This window comes from Lysinibacillus sp. 38-6 (assembly GCF_046245175.1).
Classification (GTDB): domain Bacteria; phylum Bacillota; class Bacilli; order Bacillales_A; family Planococcaceae; genus Lysinibacillus.
On record NZ_CP176417.1, the window covers coordinates 1,716,004 to 1,734,013 of the forward strand.

Sequence of the window (18,010 nt, forward strand, 5' to 3'; positions counted from 1 at the left end):
TATATTTAAAATATTTATTGCCAAGGAGATTTTCCTTTTTTAAGACACAACAAAAAACGCAACCTTTAAAGGAATTACCTCTAAAAGTTGCGTTTATTCACTTACTATTTTTTACATTCAAATGCGTAGTTCGTAGATAAAAAATTCTTTTCTTTCGAGACAATGGCTTTGCCTCCATCGTCCTCGCATTGCTTTGTGATGGTAGCTATTTTTTTGTCATTCATCGTATTTGTCATGAACGTCATACCCAAACCGAACACAACAATGAGTAAACCGATCATCATCCATAACTTGCCGGCATTATTGCCAGTAGGTCTCCCATTTGCCACACCGATACCCCTTTCTTAAACAAATAAAAACGGCTCTGTATGTATCGTAGATTGAACAAATTCTACGGCATATTTTTTTGTCTCACACATCGCCGCCATTTTTTTGGCTACACCAGCAATCATCACTTTTTCAACATGATGACCTGGGTCTACAATTTGTAAACCAATTGCTTGTGCATCCTGTGCCGTGTGGAAATACATATCGCCTGTTAAAAACACATCTGCACCTGCACGTTTTGCCGTATAAATATATTTATTGCCATCGCCCCCAACTAGTGCAATCTTTCTGACTTTCGATTGCAAGTCGCCAACTACACGAACAGCGGGCACATCTAGTTGTTTTTTTACAAACTCAGCAAAATCTCGTAACGTCATGTCTGCTGGTAAATAACCAACACGTCCTAAGCCCATGCGATTCGTTTGCTGATCTAAACGTATAACATCATACGCCGGCTCCTCATATGGATGGGCAAGTAACATCGCTTTTAACACTCGATTTTTAATAGAGGATGGGAATACGACTTCCACTTTCACTTCTTGCTCAACATGTAATGCACCTATTGCGCCCACATGTGGATTAGCCCCTTCTAATGCACGGAAACGCCCTTCTCCAACTGTTGTATAGCTGCATGCTTCATAGGAGCCTATACGACCCGCTCCAGCCTGTGCTAATGCCTCACGTAATGCATCTGCATTGGCAGTTGGTACGAACACAGCTAGCTTTAGCACATCTTCGGCATATGTTTCTTCTAATATAGAGCGTTCTTCAAGCAGCAAAGCATCCGCCAATAAATCATTGACGCCACCTTGTGCCACATCTAAATTGGTATGTGCGGCATAGACAGCAATATCATGTTTAATAAGCTTTTCATATAATTGTCCCGCAGGATTGTCCGTACGAATATTCGCCAGACGTCGGAAAATAGGTGGATGATGCGCTATGATTAGCTCGCAGCCCTGTGCAATCGCTTCATCTGCAACGGCATCATTGACATCTAATGTCACTAGTACTTTACGGACTGGTTTATTTAATGTACCAATGGCAAGCCCAATTGGATCATTTTCCATACATGCTAGTTTCTTCGGTGACCACGTTTCAAATAATTGAATAATTTCCTGACCATTGACCGCTTTCATGCTATAAAACTCCTTCCACTAAAAGAATGAGCGCTTGTAATTCAGCTCTTTTTTCCTCAATTTCAGGTGTTGGCTCCGCCCCTTCAATTGATTGTAACACGCGTTGCCAGTTTTCTTTTTCACGCTGCCACTTCTTCAAAAATGTTGGAGATTGACGTAGCAATAACTTAGGGCCAAATAAAATATCAGACGTTGTAAGCTCCATCGGCCCTCGTTGTAAAACAAGAATTTCGTAAATCTTGTCATCTTCCTCTAAAATATCTTCATCAAGAATTGCCCAATTATTGGCTAAAGCCCATTCACGAATGACTTTTGCATGAATATTTGGCTGTAAAATAAGACGTGTGACACCTTGTAAGCTTTGTGGATGCTTCTCTAATATCGACACAATCAGTGGGCCACCCATACCTGCAATCGTCACTGTATCGACATGATCTGTCGCTTCTACTGCAGCTAAACCGTCTGCTAATCTTACGGTAATTTTGTCTGTTAAACCTTCTTTTTTCACTTGTCCTACAGCTGATTCGAAAGGACCTTTGACAACTTCTCCTGCTACCGCGCTAGTCGCAATCCCTTTGTGAATTAAATAGCATGGTAAATAAGCGTGATCACTACCAATATCCGCTACAACTGCACCTGTTGGGACGAATTTTGCTACTGTTTCTAATCTTTTTGATAATTTTTGTGCGTTCATTTTAAACCGCCTACCTTATATATATAGAGTCCATTCTAGTATGGATGATGTTGCGCAAAAAAACAAATGGAGTTGTCTCATATTTTGAGCAACTCCATTATCATAACAGAAGCTGTACTAAAAGCGTATTAACACTTTTAGTACAGCTACTTTTCAAAACTATTCTAAAGAAGAAATGTACTCAGCGATTGCTTTTGCTTCCGCTTCATTTTTCATTCCTGGTGTCATAGGTGTGCCTGGAATACCGTTTGTTAACACATCTACGATATGCGCTTCATCTAAACCGTGTAAGTTTGGACCAACGCCACCCGTTAAGTCACCACCGTGACAACCGATACAAGTTTGTACTAATGCAGAACCATCATCATTAGCTTCTGTTGTTGCGCCGCCACCCTCGTGTTCAGCAGCAATTTCTTTCTTGTTATCTGCGCCTTGTAAAGACATGAAGAAAATAAGACCAATACCAAATGCCAGAATCAAGATGTAAGGAACGACTGGATTGTTTTTCATAAGTTTCCCCTCCTCATTAATAAATCTACTTCTATTATAATATAGAATCAGTCAACATCTAATATTGTACTGCATTAATCAGGAAACGAAAAGCCCCATTCGCTAAGTTTTCCTTTGTTTGTAACATTTTCGACATTTCTGAAGAAATTGGATAAATCAAGACTTGTTAAAACCAATATATGGACTTACGGATAACCATTTCCAAACTTAAATCATTAAGCTTCTTGCAACTATTTTGCCACTTTATGACCATTCATATACGTAAAAACAATAAAAATGGTTTGCTTACATTTTCACTTGAACTTTTATGCTCTATTATAGTCATAACAATTGCTTAAATAAGTCATACTATTATTTTAATATAGTATTTTACTGCGATTTTTCACATGTTTTCTACAAAATATACTTTTCTAAAAAAGTCATACTGCTATATTAGAAAAATAAAATAGCCTCCTATGCACACGAATTGGTACTAGGAGGCTATTTTGATTTACATAAAATTATACAAATAATAACTAATTAGTGCCAGCAAGCCTAAAACACCGGATATCGTGAAATAAAGTAGTTTCATTTTTATACCGGATACTAGCCAAACACAACAATTTGCAGCGATAAAGGCGAATAACGCCATATTATTGCCATTAAAATATGTAGTATACAGGCGAATCGATAAACTAAATAACAAAATAGCAGCCATAATATGCAAAATAGGCGCTAATAAGTTATTTTTGCTCGCAACTCGGAAAGCCATTATGAATAATGTAATGGCAGCGACTGCCACTATGCCCGTTAACAATAGCACCCAAGAAGTGACTATAAAATAAAAATACAATAGCACGCTTATACCCAAACATAATCCCACAATGAAGAGCATCATTTTTCTTTTTTCTAAAGGCAATACTGCCTGCTTATGAGTTGCTGACTCTAGTTCCTCTATATCATTTCCTTCTGCATATAAAGTCGCTAAAAAGTCACAGTAGTGTTCTGGCAACAGCTTGTTTTGCTTCCAAAACAATATCTCATTTAAGATAATTTTTTTCCGTGGATTTGTCATCGTATATTCTCCAAACATTGCTTAATAATGGTTGTAATACAATTTTATCTCACAACTAAGGAAAGGACATCTGTAAAAAGTCGCAAAATCCCAACTTTTAAACCTTTCAAATTATTTATTTTTGCAACATGATGGTATATTAGCTTGCACACATAGTGAAAGTGAAGCGGAATTTCCGTTACAAAGAAATAACCCCGCCAAATAAATGGACGGGGCTTGTGCTCATTTCTTTTATTATTCTAAGAAATCTTTTAAACGTTTACTGCGTGAAGGGTGGCGCAATTTACGAAGTGCTTTTGCTTCGATTTGACGAATACGTTCACGTGTTACACCAAAAACTTTACCTACTTCTTCTAATGTACGTGTACGACCATCATCTAAACCGAAACGTAAGCGTAGTACATTTTCTTCACGGTCTGTTAATGTATCTAATACGTCTTCTAACTGTTCTTTTAACAATTCATAGGCTGCATGATCAGAAGGAGATTGAGCCTCTGAGTCCTCAATGAAGTCCCCTAAGTGTGAATCGTCTTCTTCACCGATTGGCGTTTCAAGAGATACAGGTTCTTGCGCAATTTTTAAAATTTCACGTACTTTTTCAGGTGTTAAATCCATTTCCTCGCCGATTTCTTCAGGAGATGGCTCACGACCCAAATCTTGTAGCAATTGACGTTGCACACGAATTAATTTATTAATTGTTTCTACCATGTGCACTGGGATACGAATGGTACGTGCTTGGTCGGCAATGGCACGTGTGATTGCTTGACGAATCCACCATGTAGCATAAGTTGAGAATTTAAAGCCTTTGCGGTAGTCGAATTTTTCCACTGCCTTGATCAGACCCATATTCCCTTCTTGAATTAAATCAAGGAATAACATTCCACGACCAACATAGCGTTTTGCAATCGATACTACAAGACGTAAATTGGCTTCTGCTAAACGTTTACGCGCTTCTTCATCACCTTGTTCGATGCGCTCCGCTAAAGCAATCTCTTGCTCTGCAGAAAGTAAGTCTACACGGCCAATTTCTTTTAAATACATGCGTACAGGGTCATTAATTTTTACGCCTGGTGGTACGCTTAAATCATTTAAATCGAACGTTTCTTCATTTGCTTCTTCTTTCATTAAGCTTTCTTCTTCAAATTCTTCTTTGCCGATAATTTGAATGTCTTTATTTTTTTCAAGATCTTCAGCGAAATGGAAAACTTCTTCATTTTCCAATTCATAAGGCAATAATTTCTCTGAAATTTCCTTCATCGAAATTTCACCTTCTGTTTTCGCCTTTTCTTGTAGTAATTTTTTTGCTTCATCTAATGTAATTTCTACTTCTACCTCTTTTGAACGTTCAGACTTGTCCGCCATAAACCTTCCTCCTTCTAAACAACCGAATCGGGTTAAATCGCCGATAACGATTTTCTTAAATGAATAATCTGTTGGGCGATTTCAAGAGCACGTGCATACTCGTGCATCTTCTCCGCTTCCTTTGACTCATGCATCTTTTGATGTATTTCTTGTTCAATTCTATATTTTTGAAGCTGTCGGATAGAATCGGTAACTTCTGACTCAGCTTGGTCAGGGTCACGTTCTACTAAAGCAGCTTCCATCACAATTTTGCGTAACTCAGCGTCATCTAGAATTTCTACAAAACGCTGATAATCTGGATGTCCATATTCTTCATAAAATCCTACCAATCGAACAAAAACAGCCATATAAGCATCTCGTACAAAAGGCTCTTTTTGCTCACTACGTAATACCCTGTCCACTACATCTATATTATGAAGCATATGGGCCAGTAATAAACGTTCGGCACGTTCAGCTGCGTCCATAGGCTTTTGTTGCTGCGTGACTGGCATCGAAATCGAAGGTGGGGTTGGCATCTCCACTTTCGCAGAACGTACTTGATTTGCCTCTAGTTTACGGAATTGGGCATAAATTGCTTCTTCTGAAATCGTTGTTTCATTCGATAGCTGTCGGATATACAAATCTCGCTCAATCGGTGAGGAACTACCTACTAATTGTTCGAGCACTTCTTGAATATATTGAAGCGTATCATTTTCAAACTGAAAATTCTTATTTCGTCTAGCATGCATCATCATAAAAGCAATATACGTATGTGGTTTTTCCAAAATCTGTTCCTTAAAAGCCTGTCCACCTAGACTTTGAATATACTCATCAGGATCTTGTTTATCTGGTATCACCGCAATATTCACTTTCATGCGCTCCGCTTGTAGTAACTGTGCCGCTCTTTTCGCCGCATCAAACCCAGCATTATCACCGTCATAGCAAATCGTAACTTGCTCTACTAAGCGTTTTAGCTTTGTGATATGCTGATTCGTCAGCGAGGTTCCCATTGTTGCAACGGCATTTGTTACGCCAACTGAAGTTGCAGCCAAAACATCCATAAAACCTTCCATCAACACTACTTGACGATTTTTTCTGATAGAGGTTCGTGCCTTGTCTAGGTTATATAGCACTTCACTCTTTTGAAAAATTGGTGATTCTGGACTATTTAAATATTTTGCCTCTTCGCCAGTCGATGACAAGATTCGTCCTGAGAAAGCAATAATTTTACCGTTCTCATCACGAATCGGAAACATAATACGCCCTCGAAAACGATCAAAATAGCGTTCTTCCCCTTCACGTTTGATCACTAGACCACTATCCGCGATTTCTTGTAAGTTATAACCTTTTCTTTCAAGCAATATCGTTAATGCATCAAAGCTTGGGAGAGACCATCCAATGCTATTAGATTCGATAAGTTCCCTCGTAAATCCTCTTTCTAGCAAATAATTTAAAGGCTCTTCCCCGTCTTCTGTGTTCAGCAGTAAATGATGAAAAAAATCTGCTGCAAATGCATGCGCTTCTTTCATCCTTTCTTCCGCTTTCGAGACCTTTGTTGTAGCCTCCGGTAAACTCGGACCTACATCTAGATGTACACCAACGCGTTCTCCAAGTTTTACAACGGCGTCTGGGAAAGATATCCCTTCGATATCCATGACGAAAGTAATAGCATTACCACCTGCTCCACAACCAAAGCAGTGAAAAATCTGTTTATCTGTTGACACAGAAAAAGATGGCGTTTGTTCTCCATGAAAAGGACAGAGACCAAACCAATTGCGCCCACGCTTTGTCAGCTGCATGTATTCGCTGATGACATCCACAATATCTGATTGTGTACGAATCTGCTCAATCACTTCTTCTGGTATTTTCCCTGCCAAATTCATCACCATCTTTATTTTACGTTCTAGAACACAATTCGATATCCGTTTTAAAAATCCTTTATTTCTCGACAAAAAAATAGGATTTTTCTCTTTATAAATATTTTTACCACAATTTTATTATTATAAAACAAATTTTAGTATTTATCTATACTATTTTCAAAAGCGACTCAAAAAAACCGCCTCTAATAACCCGAGGTGGTTTACTAAATTTGGGTACTTATTTACCTAGCCAAATACTCAATAATGACATTGGCTGTTTCTTCAACAGCTTTATTTGTCACATCAATTACTTTGCAACCGATTTTTTCTACAACTTTTTCAAAATGTTGTATCTCCTCTAAAATCCGCGCATGTTGCGCATAAATGGCGTCGTCATTTAATCCTAAAGTCATTAATCTTTCTTTTCGTATCGAGTTTAATTTATCAGGTGAAATGACTAAGCCAAAACATTTTTTTGAATCGATTTTTAATAATTCTTCGGGTGGCTCTACTTCTGGAACTAATGGGACATTTGCCACTTTATATCGTTTATGTGCTAAATACTGTGAGAGAGGCGTTTTAGATGTACGCGATACACCTACAAGGACAATATCCGCTTGTAACAGACCTCGTGGATCTCTACCATCATCGTATTTTACTGCAAATTCGATCGCCTCTATTTTTTTAAAGTAATCATCATCGAGTTGGTGCACTATGCCTGGTGTCTCTAGTGGTATTTCTTCCATAAAAGTTGCCATCGTCTTCAATGCTGGCCCTAATATATCAACTGCATGAACTTTTTCTTTTTCGCATAGGTCATGTACTAATGCGCGCATGTCTTGACGAACAAGTGTATAAACAATAAATGCCTTTTGTTTGGCAGCAAGACTGATAATTTTTTGAATAAGTTCTTCTGTTTGAATATGTGGAAAGCGCCGAATGATCGTATTTTCCAAGCCTGGACGGAACTGGCTTATAACCGCTTTGGCTACTTGATCACCAGTTTCGCCAACTGAATCAGATACAACAAAAACACGTAGTCTTTTCATGCTGTTCCCCTTCAACTTTTAGACATTTTGCGCAAGCGATAGAAAGGCACGTGTAATCGTCGTTTTTGTTAAACGACCTACAATCGTTAACCCACCCTCTTGAGGTTCGATTACCGGTAAGGAATCTACTTCTCGTTCTATTAGCTTATTTGCAGCAACAACTAACGAATCTGATCGTTCACAGTACGAGATATTTGGCATGCGTGTCATAATAATATGTACAGGAATTTTATTTAAATCCTGCGTGCCAATACTTGTACGCAGTAAATCTTTACGAGACAGAACCCCTGTCAAAAATTCGTTCTTATCGACAACAAATAAGGTTCCGACATCCTCTGAAAACATGAAACAAATGGCATCATATACCGTCATTGTTTCAGGTACCACAACAGGTCCAGAGTGAAAATCTTTTACTTTTAAATTATTAATGCTATCCGTTAATGTTACGGAAGTTTTTTTCCCAGAATAGAAATAACCAACACGTGGTCTAGCATCTAAAAAGCCAGCCATTGTCAATATTGCTAAATCTGGTCTTAAAGTCGCTCTAGTCAGATTGAGACGTTCTGCAATATGCTCCCCTGTAATCGGGCCGTTCTCTTTCACAATTTGTAAAATGTCTTCCTGACGTTTGTTGAGTTCGATTGGACTCACCGCCTCAAATCTAATAGTGTTATACTTATGCTCAATTATTATATACTATTTTAATGGTTATTGCGAAGAAAAGAATGACATGCTACAATATTGACACATACGCTTGCTCTAAATGTATTTTCGAGCAATCTTGCGTTATACAGGCGATGATAGGAAAAAAGTATCTGTTCAATTTTTTAGCGAGTAGAAGATGGTGAAAGTCTACATAGTAGCAGAGAAAAGGCACTCCTTGAGCTAACTTTTGAAAAGAGGTTTTAAACATTCGTTTAAAACAATCAGGGTGGAACCGCGGGTATTAGCACTCGTCCCTGGGCATTATTTGTGCCCGGAGACGGGTGCTATTTTTAATTTAGCTCAGGCTAAATTAAAAAACTGCAACATCTGCTTATGACGATTTGTTTCGTATTCAACTCGTCATATCAACACTTACTTTTCATTACTATGCAAGGAAAATTACAAAGGAGGCTATTTTTATGGCTAACAAATCAATGGAAACAATTGTATCTTTAGCAAAGCATCGAGGCTTTGTCTTCCCTGGTTCTGAAATCTACGGAGGCTTAGCAAACACGTGGGATTATGGTCCACTTGGTGTGGAGTTAAAAAATAACGTTAAAAAAGCTTGGTGGCAAAAATTTGTTCAAGAATCAGAACATAATGTGGGTATTGATGCGGCAATTCTTATGAACCCTAAAGCGTGGGTAGCATCTGGTCACGTTGGTAACTTCAACGACCCAATGGTGGACTGTAAAGCTTGTAAAGCCCGTCACCGTGCAGATAAAATTATCGAAGATGCAGCACTAGCAAAAGGTGATGAAATCATTGTCGACGGTATGACATTTGAGCAAATGAAAGAAACAATGGTGAAATACGATGTCGTTTGCCCTGATTGTGGCAAAGCAGATTTCACTGATATTCGTCAATTCAATTTAATGTTTAAAACGTTCCAAGGTGTAACAGAATCTTCAACAAACGAAATTTACCTTCGTCCAGAAACAGCACAAGGTATTTTCGTCAACTTTAAAAACGTCCAACGCTCTATGCGTAAACGTACACCATTTGGTATTGCCCAAATCGGTAAGTCTTTCCGAAACGAAATTACACCAGGTAACTTCACATTCCGTACACGTGAATTTGAACAAATGGAGCTTGAATTCTTCTGTAAGCCAGGTGAAGATCTTGAATGGCATGCATATTGGAAAGAATTCTGCAAAAATTGGTTACTGAACTTAGGTATGAAAGAAGATTCAATGCGACTACGTGACCATGAGGAAGACGAATTATCGCATTATTCTAATGCCACTACGGATATTGAATTTAAATTCCCATTCGGTTGGGGCGAACTTTGGGGTGTAGCTGATCGTACAGACTACGACTTAAAACAACATATGGAGCATTCAGGTGAAGATTTCACTTATATTGATCCTGTCACAAATGAGCGCTATGTGCCATATTGTATCGAGCCATCTTTAGGTGCTGACCGTGTGACATTAGCATTTTTATGTGATGCCTATGATGAAGAGGAGCTAGAAGGTGATGACAAACGTACAGTATTACGTTTCCACCCTGCTTTAGCACCATTTAAAGCAGCCGTTCTTCCACTTTCTAAAAAGTTATCAGATGAGGCTACAGATGTATGGTCAGCGCTACGCAAATCATTCCCAGTTGATTTTGATGAATCTCAATCAATCGGTAAACGCTACCGTCGTCAAGATGAAATCGGTACACCATTCTGTATCACATACGATTTCGATTCAAAAGAAGATGGTCAAGTAACTGTTCGTCACCGTGATTCAATGGAACAAGTTCGTATGCCGATCGCGGATGTTAAAGCGTATATTGAAAAGCATCTTCAATTTTAATTCAATAAATTTGCCATAAGCTATACAGCTATGACAAAAGAGAAAAAGTGTTAGCTTGACCAAAGTCAAGCTAACACTTTTTTGCTGTAAACGTTGTTTTCTATTAGGACAGTTGCTTACCGCGCAGGATACTACGCGAATTTTTTACTTGGCATGCCATAAAATACATGGCTAGCAAAGAAATTGTATGAGTGCCTGGCACCTTCAATGGCTAACCGACAGAAAATGCCCGCTAATCACTGGCTAGACTGTGAACGCTTTTAAACGCTTTATCGCAGAATGGACGGTCAGTCTATGGAAGGCTAATAATTGACCTTTATAAACGACTCCATAAACACCGTAAGGAGTTGGAGAAAGCTTTAACAATTGGGCTCTATTTTGCAAATCTATCATCTTTGCATGAATACCCAATGTTTTTGCACCTTCTACAACATTGTCGGTGGCAATATCTAAAAATGGACATTGTGGTGTACGAAATATTGTTAACTCTTGAAAGGCTGATAGTCGCTCATCCCAATCAGTTGGAAAGAAAGGATCAGGGGCATTTTCAAATTTACAAACTAGCAATTCAAATCCATATGGTGCAAGGGCAATTTCTTTAAAATGGTGCTTCAAAAAAATATGCTTACTCGGGGTCCAAGAGGTATCTGGGTTTGTAATAACAATTACCCCAGCCTTCTTTTGTTCCTTCGCATCTTGTAGACAGCTATTAATCAATTGAGAGGCATAGCCTTTTCCCGTCATACTGACCCACAAACAATGAATGACCATATAGTTTTCTCCGTAAACAACTCTGGAAGAATATTCGATTGGTATATATTCAATAAATCCTGCTTGTTTATTGCCATGCATTATTTTCACATATTTTAAACCTTCGTGAAATCTTTCAAGTAGCCATTTATTTTTATTTATGTATCCTGGGGCATTCGCATTACTGCGTTGACAAAAACACCCGCTATCGGAAATATTGTGTTCATCCAATTCAATCAAACTAGCAGTTTCCACGTTTACTTCCCCTCCACCTAATTTTATGTCTATTATTTCATTTCAATAATTAACCATTAATTCCTCTTTTATAGGTAGGCAAAAATAAAAAACCAAATCAAGTTTTGATTTGGTTGCGTGATAAATGATTGCGCTATGCCTTTAATGATACAAACAAACGGTCCTGCATTTTTTCTTCAAATAAAAACTTTTTCATATTCTGACCAACTAAATTTACTAACAATTCTTCAATGTCACTTAAAGAGTAATAAAGAAATGTGCCTTCACGTTTTGGGCGAACTCGTTTTTCTGTCGTTAAATCTTCCACAATAAAATAAGCTACATTGACCCCACAATGCTCCATCAACTGCGTAATATGATGCTCATTGCCAGGATTGATAAAGCACGGCACAATCTTATCAATATACAAAATACTCTGAACAAGTTTGATGAAAAAATTCTCACGCATAGAGGTTTCCACCACTAAAATAGTGGTTTGCTCATGCTGATAATCCATGTATAGCACATTTAATTGCTCTTCTAAAAGTTGCTTTAAAATATGGATGGAATTTTTATATTTCTTCATATCTGTTTGAATTTCTCGTGTGAGTAGCCGTAAAATACGATAAGCCGGTAGAAATATTTTTAAAACAATTTCTTTCGGATGTAAATGGTCAATTAATCGATTAAAATGTATTTTTAATGTTTGTTCATCATTCCGTATTAACTGTTCGATAAATAAATTAAATATTTCTTCAAAGCTATTTGCACGATAATCAATCATTTTGACAATCTTTACACTATAATTTAGCGGTAAATTCATTGACGTTTGTTCATCTAGTAATTTTACTTTCGGTAACGTTGGAAATAAATCATAAACTAGCTCTACTTGTGCACTACGATTATCAGATAATAATACAATGGAATTGACAGGATAAATCCCAAGACATTCAACAAATTTATGCATAAACTGTTCGTTATATAAATGCCGATCACGATATAAAACAGCTAAAGCATCCGTTGCATTATACCCAGAATGATAGACCCGCTTTGAAGTCATTGCCGAATAGACATCAATAATTTGTAAAAGCTGCACGCCATCACTCATATCATCTGCACAAAGTTTATTCGGATATCCTTTGCCTGCAAAACGTTCATGGTGATCACGCGCTAAATAGGCAATATCTGCTTCTCCATTTTCCCGAAGGAGCTCAAAGCCCTTTGTCGTATGCGTTTTAACAATTTCAAATTCTTCTTCAGACAGCTTTCTTTTTAAGCTTAATATTTCCTGTGGTATATATAATTTACCGATATCGTGAAATAAATAACCACGTGCTAGCATCTCTATATTTGTTAAACCTAACTGCCGTGCAAAAATTGTCCCAAGCACAAACACATCAAACGAATGGACAAAAGAGTATTCATCCCAATCTCTTAACTGGATGAGCAAATCATAGCGATGCTTCTCCTCTAAAATTCGGTGAAACACGCCTTTGACATATGCCGTATCCTGCATGCTCTTTAAAATTTGACCATAGCGTAATTCATGGACTACATTTTCTAACGTTGTCATAAACAGATTGTTAATTGCTTCTTTATATTCATCTACTTCTTTTTGTTGCTCCAAAAGCGGCGCAAACACATCTTCAAATTCCTGTGCGCGCAGCATACTTAAATCATGGACAATTCTTACTGAATCTGATGGTATATAAACTGATAATTCCTCTACTTTTCTCAATTTAAGTAATGCGATAATTCTTTCGGTTAAAACTAAATCTTTTTTAGCTAATAAGCGATATTCGAAAAAAATATCTTCGGCTACTATATCATTGGCTTCTACTTCTTCAATACTTAATGTCACTTTTTTTAGCATTTTTTCAGCCACACACGCATAGTTACAGCATAATGTGACCTCCCTCCCTTTTTCATAGGACTGCATTAATCTTATAACGTACTATGTTGACGTTTAGCTGAATAGAGGCTTGGCTATTATAAATACGGTTTCAATGACGAACGTTAAAATCAATTTATTTTGTATATTTATACAAATATAGCTATTTATATTTTCCTGTATCTTTACAATATCATAGGTTAAAATGCCTTTTCAACTAGTTCATTGAAATAGAATGATTAGTTACTACTATGAATATATTAAAAACTTATTCCGTAATAATTCTTTAGATTCACGTCGTAGTCCTCGCTAAGATGGAAAATGCAGCAAAAAATAAGCCTTTTTACTTAATTTCATTAAATAAGCCATCTATATTTACAAGAAATAATTATATTTTCGCTATAATCACTTCTTTCTAAAAAAAATAAAAAATTTATCGATTATTCCTTTATTAGACATTCTTCTGCTCATTTTTTCCTAGTAAAATTGCTTTTTCCTATTAGTTTAAACTAATTTCCATATTATAGTGGATAAAATTCCCTCTATTCTCACCTTCAACAATTTGATATAAATATATTATTATAGTTAATCTTTTATGTTAAAATGCATTTTTTTAACAATACATAGTAATACCAACCCATTCACAATCAATCGTCCGGAAGCTTGAAACTGTACATAGGAAGGAATCTTTACTAATAAAAAGCAAGCTATAAAATGTATATCTATTCTTTGGAGGAAATAATTTGAAATCACATCGTTTTTATCAAATGGTTATGGCCGCAACAATCGCAACGAGCGCGATTGTCATCGCACCCCCAGCCCATGCAGCAACTTCATTCCCCGATATTAATCCATCTACAGAGGAAGGAAAAGCAATTGTTAACTTAGCCGAGCGCGGTATTATTTCTGGCTATCCTGATGGCACGTTCAAGCCAGCCAATTTTATTACTCGTACACAAGCTGCAAAAATTTTAGCAGGTATTTTACATCTTGATACGGTTCATGTAAAAAACCCTCACTTTAAGGATATTTCGCCTACTAGCGAAAACTATGGTGCCATCGCTGCACTAGCAGAAGCAGGTATTATCCGAGGTTCTAATGGTTACTTTAATCCAACAAAACAAATTACACGTGGACAACTATCTAAAATGATTGTGAAAGGATTCGATTTAACTATTACAGATGATGTCGACATTCCTTTTACTGATGTAGTAGCCGGTAGTGAATACGAGCCATATATTCAAACATTGTTTGCTAATAACATTACAAAAGGCACAACGCCGACTACCTTCAGACCCCAAAGCTACGTGAAACGTTCACAACTTGCCTCTTTTGTTGTGCGTGCTGAAAACACTCAAAATAACGTAACCATCTTTGCAAATCATTATAACCAAGATTATATTTTTGCATCATATGGTGGCATTGAACCTGCAGAGGATATTTTCACTTGGGATGACGAAATGGAAATCACTGATTCCGTTACTATTAAACCTTTAAAAGAAGGTACTGGTAAATTAGTCATTACTGGTTTTAACGAAGATACGGAAGAGTTTACGGATATCTTTTTCTTAGTTCATGTCAAATCTGTAGATGGTAAATTACAAACAACACTTGAAGAAGTGAATGAAGCTGATTATGCAGAAAATCTTCCACTTAACTTAAACGAAACAGATTTACCATTTACACCAACTGAAGTGAGTATTCAAACAGCTGATGGACAAGCATTATCTTCTGCTGACTATGCATTTGAATCAACAGATAATGCAGCAACTTTATCGATCTTTAAAGATGGCCAATACTTATTAACGTTTACCAAAGGTACACAACAACAAGAAATGGCAGCTGATGTCTATATGTATGATTTTGTACGTAGTATCGATCTTTACGAAATTACAGATCAACTTACATTTACAAGTGATTATTTATCATTTGAACCTGTGCAAGTTGCATTAGAAAATTTAGACGATAGCTCTGACCCTACACACCAAGTGCCGGTCAAAGCAGTAATCGAAGGCAATACATTACACGTAACGCCATTAGCTGAAGGCAATGCCGTATTACACGTAACTGGCAAAAATGGACAAACAACATATTTATATGTTGAATTTATGAAAATTGCAGGTAAGTGGGCTACTTATTACGATTTATATGATGATACGGATGAAAATTAATTGCTAATAGAAAATGCCAGCGGACGAACATTAGTTGTCCTCTGGCATTTCTGTTTTCTCTGGATTAGCTCTTAACTGTAATTCTGGTGTTCTTTCTAATTGCTCTATAAATTTCTTTGTTTTAAAACGGATTCCGGTTTGTTCTTCATAAATCGTTGTAATAATTTTTTTAATAAAATATTTAGTTTCTTTTTTCAATTCTAGTTTACCAATTTGGTCGATTGGGACAGTATAGAACATGCGAATTAGCTTTAGCTGTGTTGGTGTTAAGCGAATAATATAGGGGTCGTGCTGATAGCAGCGGTGGCATAAAAAGCCGCCTTGTGCAAAGGAAAAGGCAAATTCACCATCGACCGCTCCACATGCAGCACAAGCATGCAATATTGGTTGTACGCCTGTATAAGGAAGCATCTTCCACTCTACAAAAAGAGTGATCGCTTCCGGATCATAGCCATCTTCTATCGCTTGTAGTGCTTGCAGTAATACTTCAAAAGCAAAAGGCTCCGCTTTGCCCTCTTCCACAACGCGTTCGACTAATTCCATAATATAGCTCGCATAGGCAGTAGCGATAATATCTTCGCGTATATGACGCATTGAGTTTAGGTGCTCCCCTTGTTGCAATGTGCCCATCCCTGTATGATGCTGCACCATAAACATGCCGTATGTAAAGGGCTGTGTTACCGCAGATAATCTACTTGAAGGCTTTTTTGCACCTCGTGCCATCGTTGCTACCTTACCCGCTTCTCTCGTTAGTAATGTGACAATTTTATTCGATTCACCATACGCACGAACTTTTAACACAATGCCTTCCCATTTATAAAGCATTCATTTCCCCTCCTTTTCTGCCCATTTTTTCAAGAAAATAGAGCTCTCCAAATAATATTTGGACAGCCCCGTGTTGACTATTAACTGTGAATCGAAAGAAATGACTACTCGCCGTCACGGCGTCGGAGATTTTTTCGATGCTACTTGAAAAAATTTGTAGCAGACGACGGGTCATTCTTTGATTCTGCTAATGTTTAAATTTCTATAGAATGAAAATATCTATTAATATTCGTCATCGCGGAAACCGAAATCACGAAGATGTGTCGATTTATTGCGCCAATCTTTTTGCACTTTTACCCATAGTTCTAAATAGACTTTAGAGCCAAGTAGCATTTCGATATCTTTACGAGCGCGAATGCCTACTTCTTTCAGTAGTGCTCCTCGTTTCCCTATCACGATACCTTTTTGAGAATCACGTTCCACTATAATTGTTGCCGCTACCCGGATTTTACCCTCATTTTCTTCATCACGACGAATTTTATCAATCACGACAGCGATAGAATGTGGTATTTCCTCACGCGTTAAATGTAATACTTTCTCACGAATTAATTCTGAAATAATAAAACGCTCGGGGTGGTCTGTTACTTGATCGGCAGGATAATATTGTGGACCTTCAGGTAAATATTTTGTTAATGTTGCCAGTAAGTTTTCAACGTTATTCCCTTGAAGTGCTGAAATCGGCACAATTTCTGCAAAGTCGTAACGTTCCTTATAGCTCTCAATAATACCCATTAATTCATCTGGGTGAATTTGGTCGATTTTATTAATGACTAAAAATACAGGTGTTGGATTCCCTTCGAGCATTTCTAAAATAAACTCGTCGCCTTTGCCAAGCTTTTGCTCAGCGTTCACCATAAACATAATAACGTCCACTTCACGCAATGTATTTTTCGATACTTTTAACATGAAATCGCCTAATTTATGTTTTGGTTTATGGATACCTGGTGTATCAATAAAAATCATTTGGCTATCATCTGTTGTTAGTACGCCTTGTACTTTGTTTCGTGTTGTTTGTGGCTTATCGCTCATAATGGCAATTTTTTGACCAATGACCCTGTTTAAAAATGTTGACTTCCCGACATTTGGTCGTCCAATAATTGAGATAAAGCCTGACTTATAGCCAGTATTATTTTCCAGCATTCTCTAAATCCTCCGTTGTAAATGCAAACGGTAGTAACTCGCCAACTGACGTTACCGTGACATCACCTTTTAAATTTGTTAAATAGACCGGCATAGATGGTGCACAAAATTCTACCATCACTTGACGGCAAGCACCACAAGGCGCACAAGGTCCGTTTGTATCGGCTACGATGGCAATTGCCTCAAAATCATAGACACCTTCTGAAACTGCTTTAAAAAACGCCGTACGCTCTGCACAATTGGTCATACTATAGCCCGCATTTTCAATATTACAGCCGTGGATAACTTCTCCGCTTTTTGTTAAAAGTGCCGCACCCACTTTAAATTTCGAATAAGGAACGTACGCCTTTTCACGTGCTTTTTTTGACTCTTCAAGTAATGCTTGCATATCTATTTTCATCTATGCCAATTCTCCTCTTCATAAAATTCAAACATGCCCGATTGACCGGGCGTTCAACTGCCTTGTTCACTATTCATATCAATCAATATATTGTCTAGATCTTTGCACACTAGCTC

At 37.4% G+C, this 18,010-nt stretch carries 16 protein-coding genes; 2 read left to right on the plus strand and 14 right to left on the minus strand.

Features of this window, described 5'->3' with window-relative positions; genetic code table 11:
* Positions 1–104: 104 nt before the first annotated feature.
* The 9 genes from ACKVEV_RS08940 to ACKVEV_RS08980 form a co-directional block, all read right to left on the minus strand.
* Entirely contained in the window at positions 105–329 is a 225-nt protein-coding gene (locus tag ACKVEV_RS08940; RefSeq protein ID WP_409370041.1) for a hypothetical protein, read from the minus strand.
* Between the two features lie 15 nt (positions 330–344).
* Entirely contained in the window at positions 345–1,466 is a 1,122-nt protein-coding gene (locus ACKVEV_RS08945) for a Nif3-like dinuclear metal center hexameric protein (RefSeq protein ID WP_409370042.1), read from the minus strand.
* 1 nt (position 1,467) lies between these two features.
* Positions 1,468–2,160 (minus strand): tRNA (adenine(22)-N(1))-methyltransferase, encoded by a 693-nt coding sequence (locus ACKVEV_RS08950; RefSeq protein WP_409370043.1) that lies wholly within the window; start codon positions 2,158–2,160, stop codon positions 1,468–1,470.
* A gap of 159 nt (positions 2,161–2,319) precedes the next feature.
* On the minus strand, positions 2,320–2,670 hold the full coding sequence (cccA, locus tag ACKVEV_RS08955; RefSeq protein ID WP_409370044.1) for a cytochrome c550: 351 nt from the start codon (positions 2,668–2,670) through the stop codon (positions 2,320–2,322).
* Positions 2,671–3,160: 490 nt separating this feature from the next.
* Positions 3,161–3,724, minus strand: a complete 564-nt coding sequence (locus ACKVEV_RS08960) for a hypothetical protein (RefSeq protein ID WP_409370045.1) — start codon at positions 3,722–3,724, stop codon at positions 3,161–3,163.
* Between the two features lie 234 nt (positions 3,725–3,958).
* Entirely contained in the window at positions 3,959–5,086 is a 1,128-nt protein-coding gene (gene rpoD / locus ACKVEV_RS08965) for an RNA polymerase sigma factor RpoD (RefSeq protein ID WP_172772072.1), read from the minus strand.
* A 32-nt stretch (positions 5,087–5,118) separates the two neighbouring features.
* The gene (gene dnaG / locus ACKVEV_RS08970) at positions 5,119–6,954 is read right to left on the minus strand and encodes a DNA primase (RefSeq protein WP_409370046.1); all 1,836 of its coding nucleotides are present in this window, start codon (positions 6,952–6,954) and stop codon (positions 5,119–5,121) included.
* Positions 6,955–7,166: 212 nt separating this feature from the next.
* Positions 7,167–7,973, minus strand: coding sequence for a pyruvate, water dikinase regulatory protein (locus ACKVEV_RS08975; RefSeq protein WP_409370047.1), 807 nt, complete (start codon positions 7,971–7,973; stop codon positions 7,167–7,169).
* 18 nt (positions 7,974–7,991) lie between these two features.
* Positions 7,992–8,624 (minus strand): helix-turn-helix transcriptional regulator, encoded by a 633-nt coding sequence (locus tag ACKVEV_RS08980; RefSeq protein ID WP_024363022.1) that lies wholly within the window; start codon positions 8,622–8,624, stop codon positions 7,992–7,994.
* A 473-nt stretch (positions 8,625–9,097) separates the two neighbouring features.
* Here ACKVEV_RS08980 and ACKVEV_RS08985 point away from each other — a divergent pair, with 473 nt between their 5' ends.
* Complete coding sequence (locus ACKVEV_RS08985) at positions 9,098–10,483, plus strand: glycine--tRNA ligase (RefSeq protein ID WP_409370048.1); 1,386 nt, start codon at positions 9,098–9,100, stop codon at positions 10,481–10,483.
* Between the two features lie 243 nt (positions 10,484–10,726).
* On the opposite strand, the gene ACKVEV_RS08990 is transcribed toward ACKVEV_RS08985, so the two are convergent.
* Together ACKVEV_RS08990 and ACKVEV_RS08995 are read right to left on the minus strand one after the other, a co-directional pair.
* Positions 10,727–11,488 carry a GNAT family N-acetyltransferase gene (locus ACKVEV_RS08990; protein ID WP_409370049.1) on the minus strand — a complete coding sequence of 254 codons (762 nt, stop codon included), beginning with the start codon at positions 11,486–11,488 and terminating at the stop codon, positions 10,727–10,729.
* A gap of 133 nt (positions 11,489–11,621) precedes the next feature.
* Positions 11,622–13,340 (minus strand): HD-GYP domain-containing protein, encoded by a 1,719-nt coding sequence (locus tag ACKVEV_RS08995; protein WP_409370050.1) that lies wholly within the window; start codon positions 13,338–13,340, stop codon positions 11,622–11,624.
* 761 nt (positions 13,341–14,101) lie between these two features.
* Between ACKVEV_RS08995 and ACKVEV_RS09000 the strand changes: the two genes are divergently transcribed.
* Entirely contained in the window at positions 14,102–15,529 is a 1,428-nt protein-coding gene (locus tag ACKVEV_RS09000) for an S-layer homology domain-containing protein (RefSeq protein ID WP_409370051.1), read from the plus strand.
* A 30-nt stretch (positions 15,530–15,559) separates the two neighbouring features.
* On the opposite strand, the gene recO is transcribed toward ACKVEV_RS09000, so the two are convergent.
* The 3 genes from recO to ACKVEV_RS09015 all read right to left on the minus strand — a co-directional run bounded on the left by recO (position 15,560) and on the right by ACKVEV_RS09015 (position 17,894).
* Complete coding sequence (gene recO / locus ACKVEV_RS09005; protein WP_409370052.1) at positions 15,560–16,354, minus strand: DNA repair protein RecO; 795 nt, start codon at positions 16,352–16,354, stop codon at positions 15,560–15,562.
* 222 nt (positions 16,355–16,576) lie between these two features.
* Positions 16,577–17,494, minus strand: coding sequence for a GTPase Era (gene era, locus ACKVEV_RS09010; RefSeq protein ID WP_409370053.1), 918 nt, complete (start codon positions 17,492–17,494; stop codon positions 16,577–16,579).
* Positions 17,481–17,894 (minus strand): cytidine deaminase, encoded by a 414-nt coding sequence (locus tag ACKVEV_RS09015; RefSeq protein ID WP_409370054.1) that lies wholly within the window; start codon positions 17,892–17,894, stop codon positions 17,481–17,483. Before ACKVEV_RS09015 ends, era begins: the two co-directional genes overlap by 14 nt.
* Positions 17,895–18,010 lie beyond the last annotated feature (116 nt).

Bases quoted from the DNA above. Each gene is read 5' to 3' on its own strand.
- ACKVEV_RS08945 (WP_409370042.1), bottom strand. From the start codon at position 1,466: ATGAAAGCGGTCAATGGTCAGGAAATTATTCAATTATTTGAAACGTGG.
- ACKVEV_RS08950 (WP_409370043.1), bottom strand. From the start codon at position 2,160: ATGAACGCACAAAAATTATCAAAAAGATTAGAAACAGTAGCAAAATTC.
- cccA (WP_409370044.1), bottom strand. From the start codon at position 2,670: ATGAAAAACAATCCAGTCGTTCCTTACATCTTGATTCTGGCATTTGGT.
- ACKVEV_RS08960 (WP_409370045.1), bottom strand. From the start codon at position 3,724: ATGACAAATCCACGGAAAAAAATTATCTTAAATGAGATATTGTTTTGG.
- rpoD (WP_172772072.1), bottom strand. From the start codon at position 5,086: ATGGCGGACAAGTCTGAACGTTCAAAAGAGGTAGAAGTAGAAATTACA.
- dnaG (WP_409370046.1), bottom strand. From the start codon at position 6,954: ATGGTGATGAATTTGGCAGGGAAAATACCAGAAGAAGTGATTGAGCAG.
- ACKVEV_RS08975 (WP_409370047.1), bottom strand. From the start codon at position 7,973: ATGAAAAGACTACGTGTTTTTGTTGTATCTGATTCAGTTGGCGAAACT.
- ACKVEV_RS08985 (WP_409370048.1), top strand. From the start codon at position 9,098: ATGGCTAACAAATCAATGGAAACAATTGTATCTTTAGCAAAGCATCGA.
- ACKVEV_RS08995 (WP_409370050.1), bottom strand. From the start codon at position 13,340: ATGCTAAAAAAAGTGACATTAAGTATTGAAGAAGTAGAAGCCAATGAT.
- recO (WP_409370052.1), bottom strand. From the start codon at position 16,354: ATGCTTTATAAATGGGAAGGCATTGTGTTAAAAGTTCGTGCGTATGGT.
- era (WP_409370053.1), bottom strand. From the start codon at position 17,494: ATGCTGGAAAATAATACTGGCTATAAGTCAGGCTTTATCTCAATTATT.
- ACKVEV_RS09015 (WP_409370054.1), bottom strand. From the start codon at position 17,894: ATGAAAATAGATATGCAAGCATTACTTGAAGAGTCAAAAAAAGCACGT.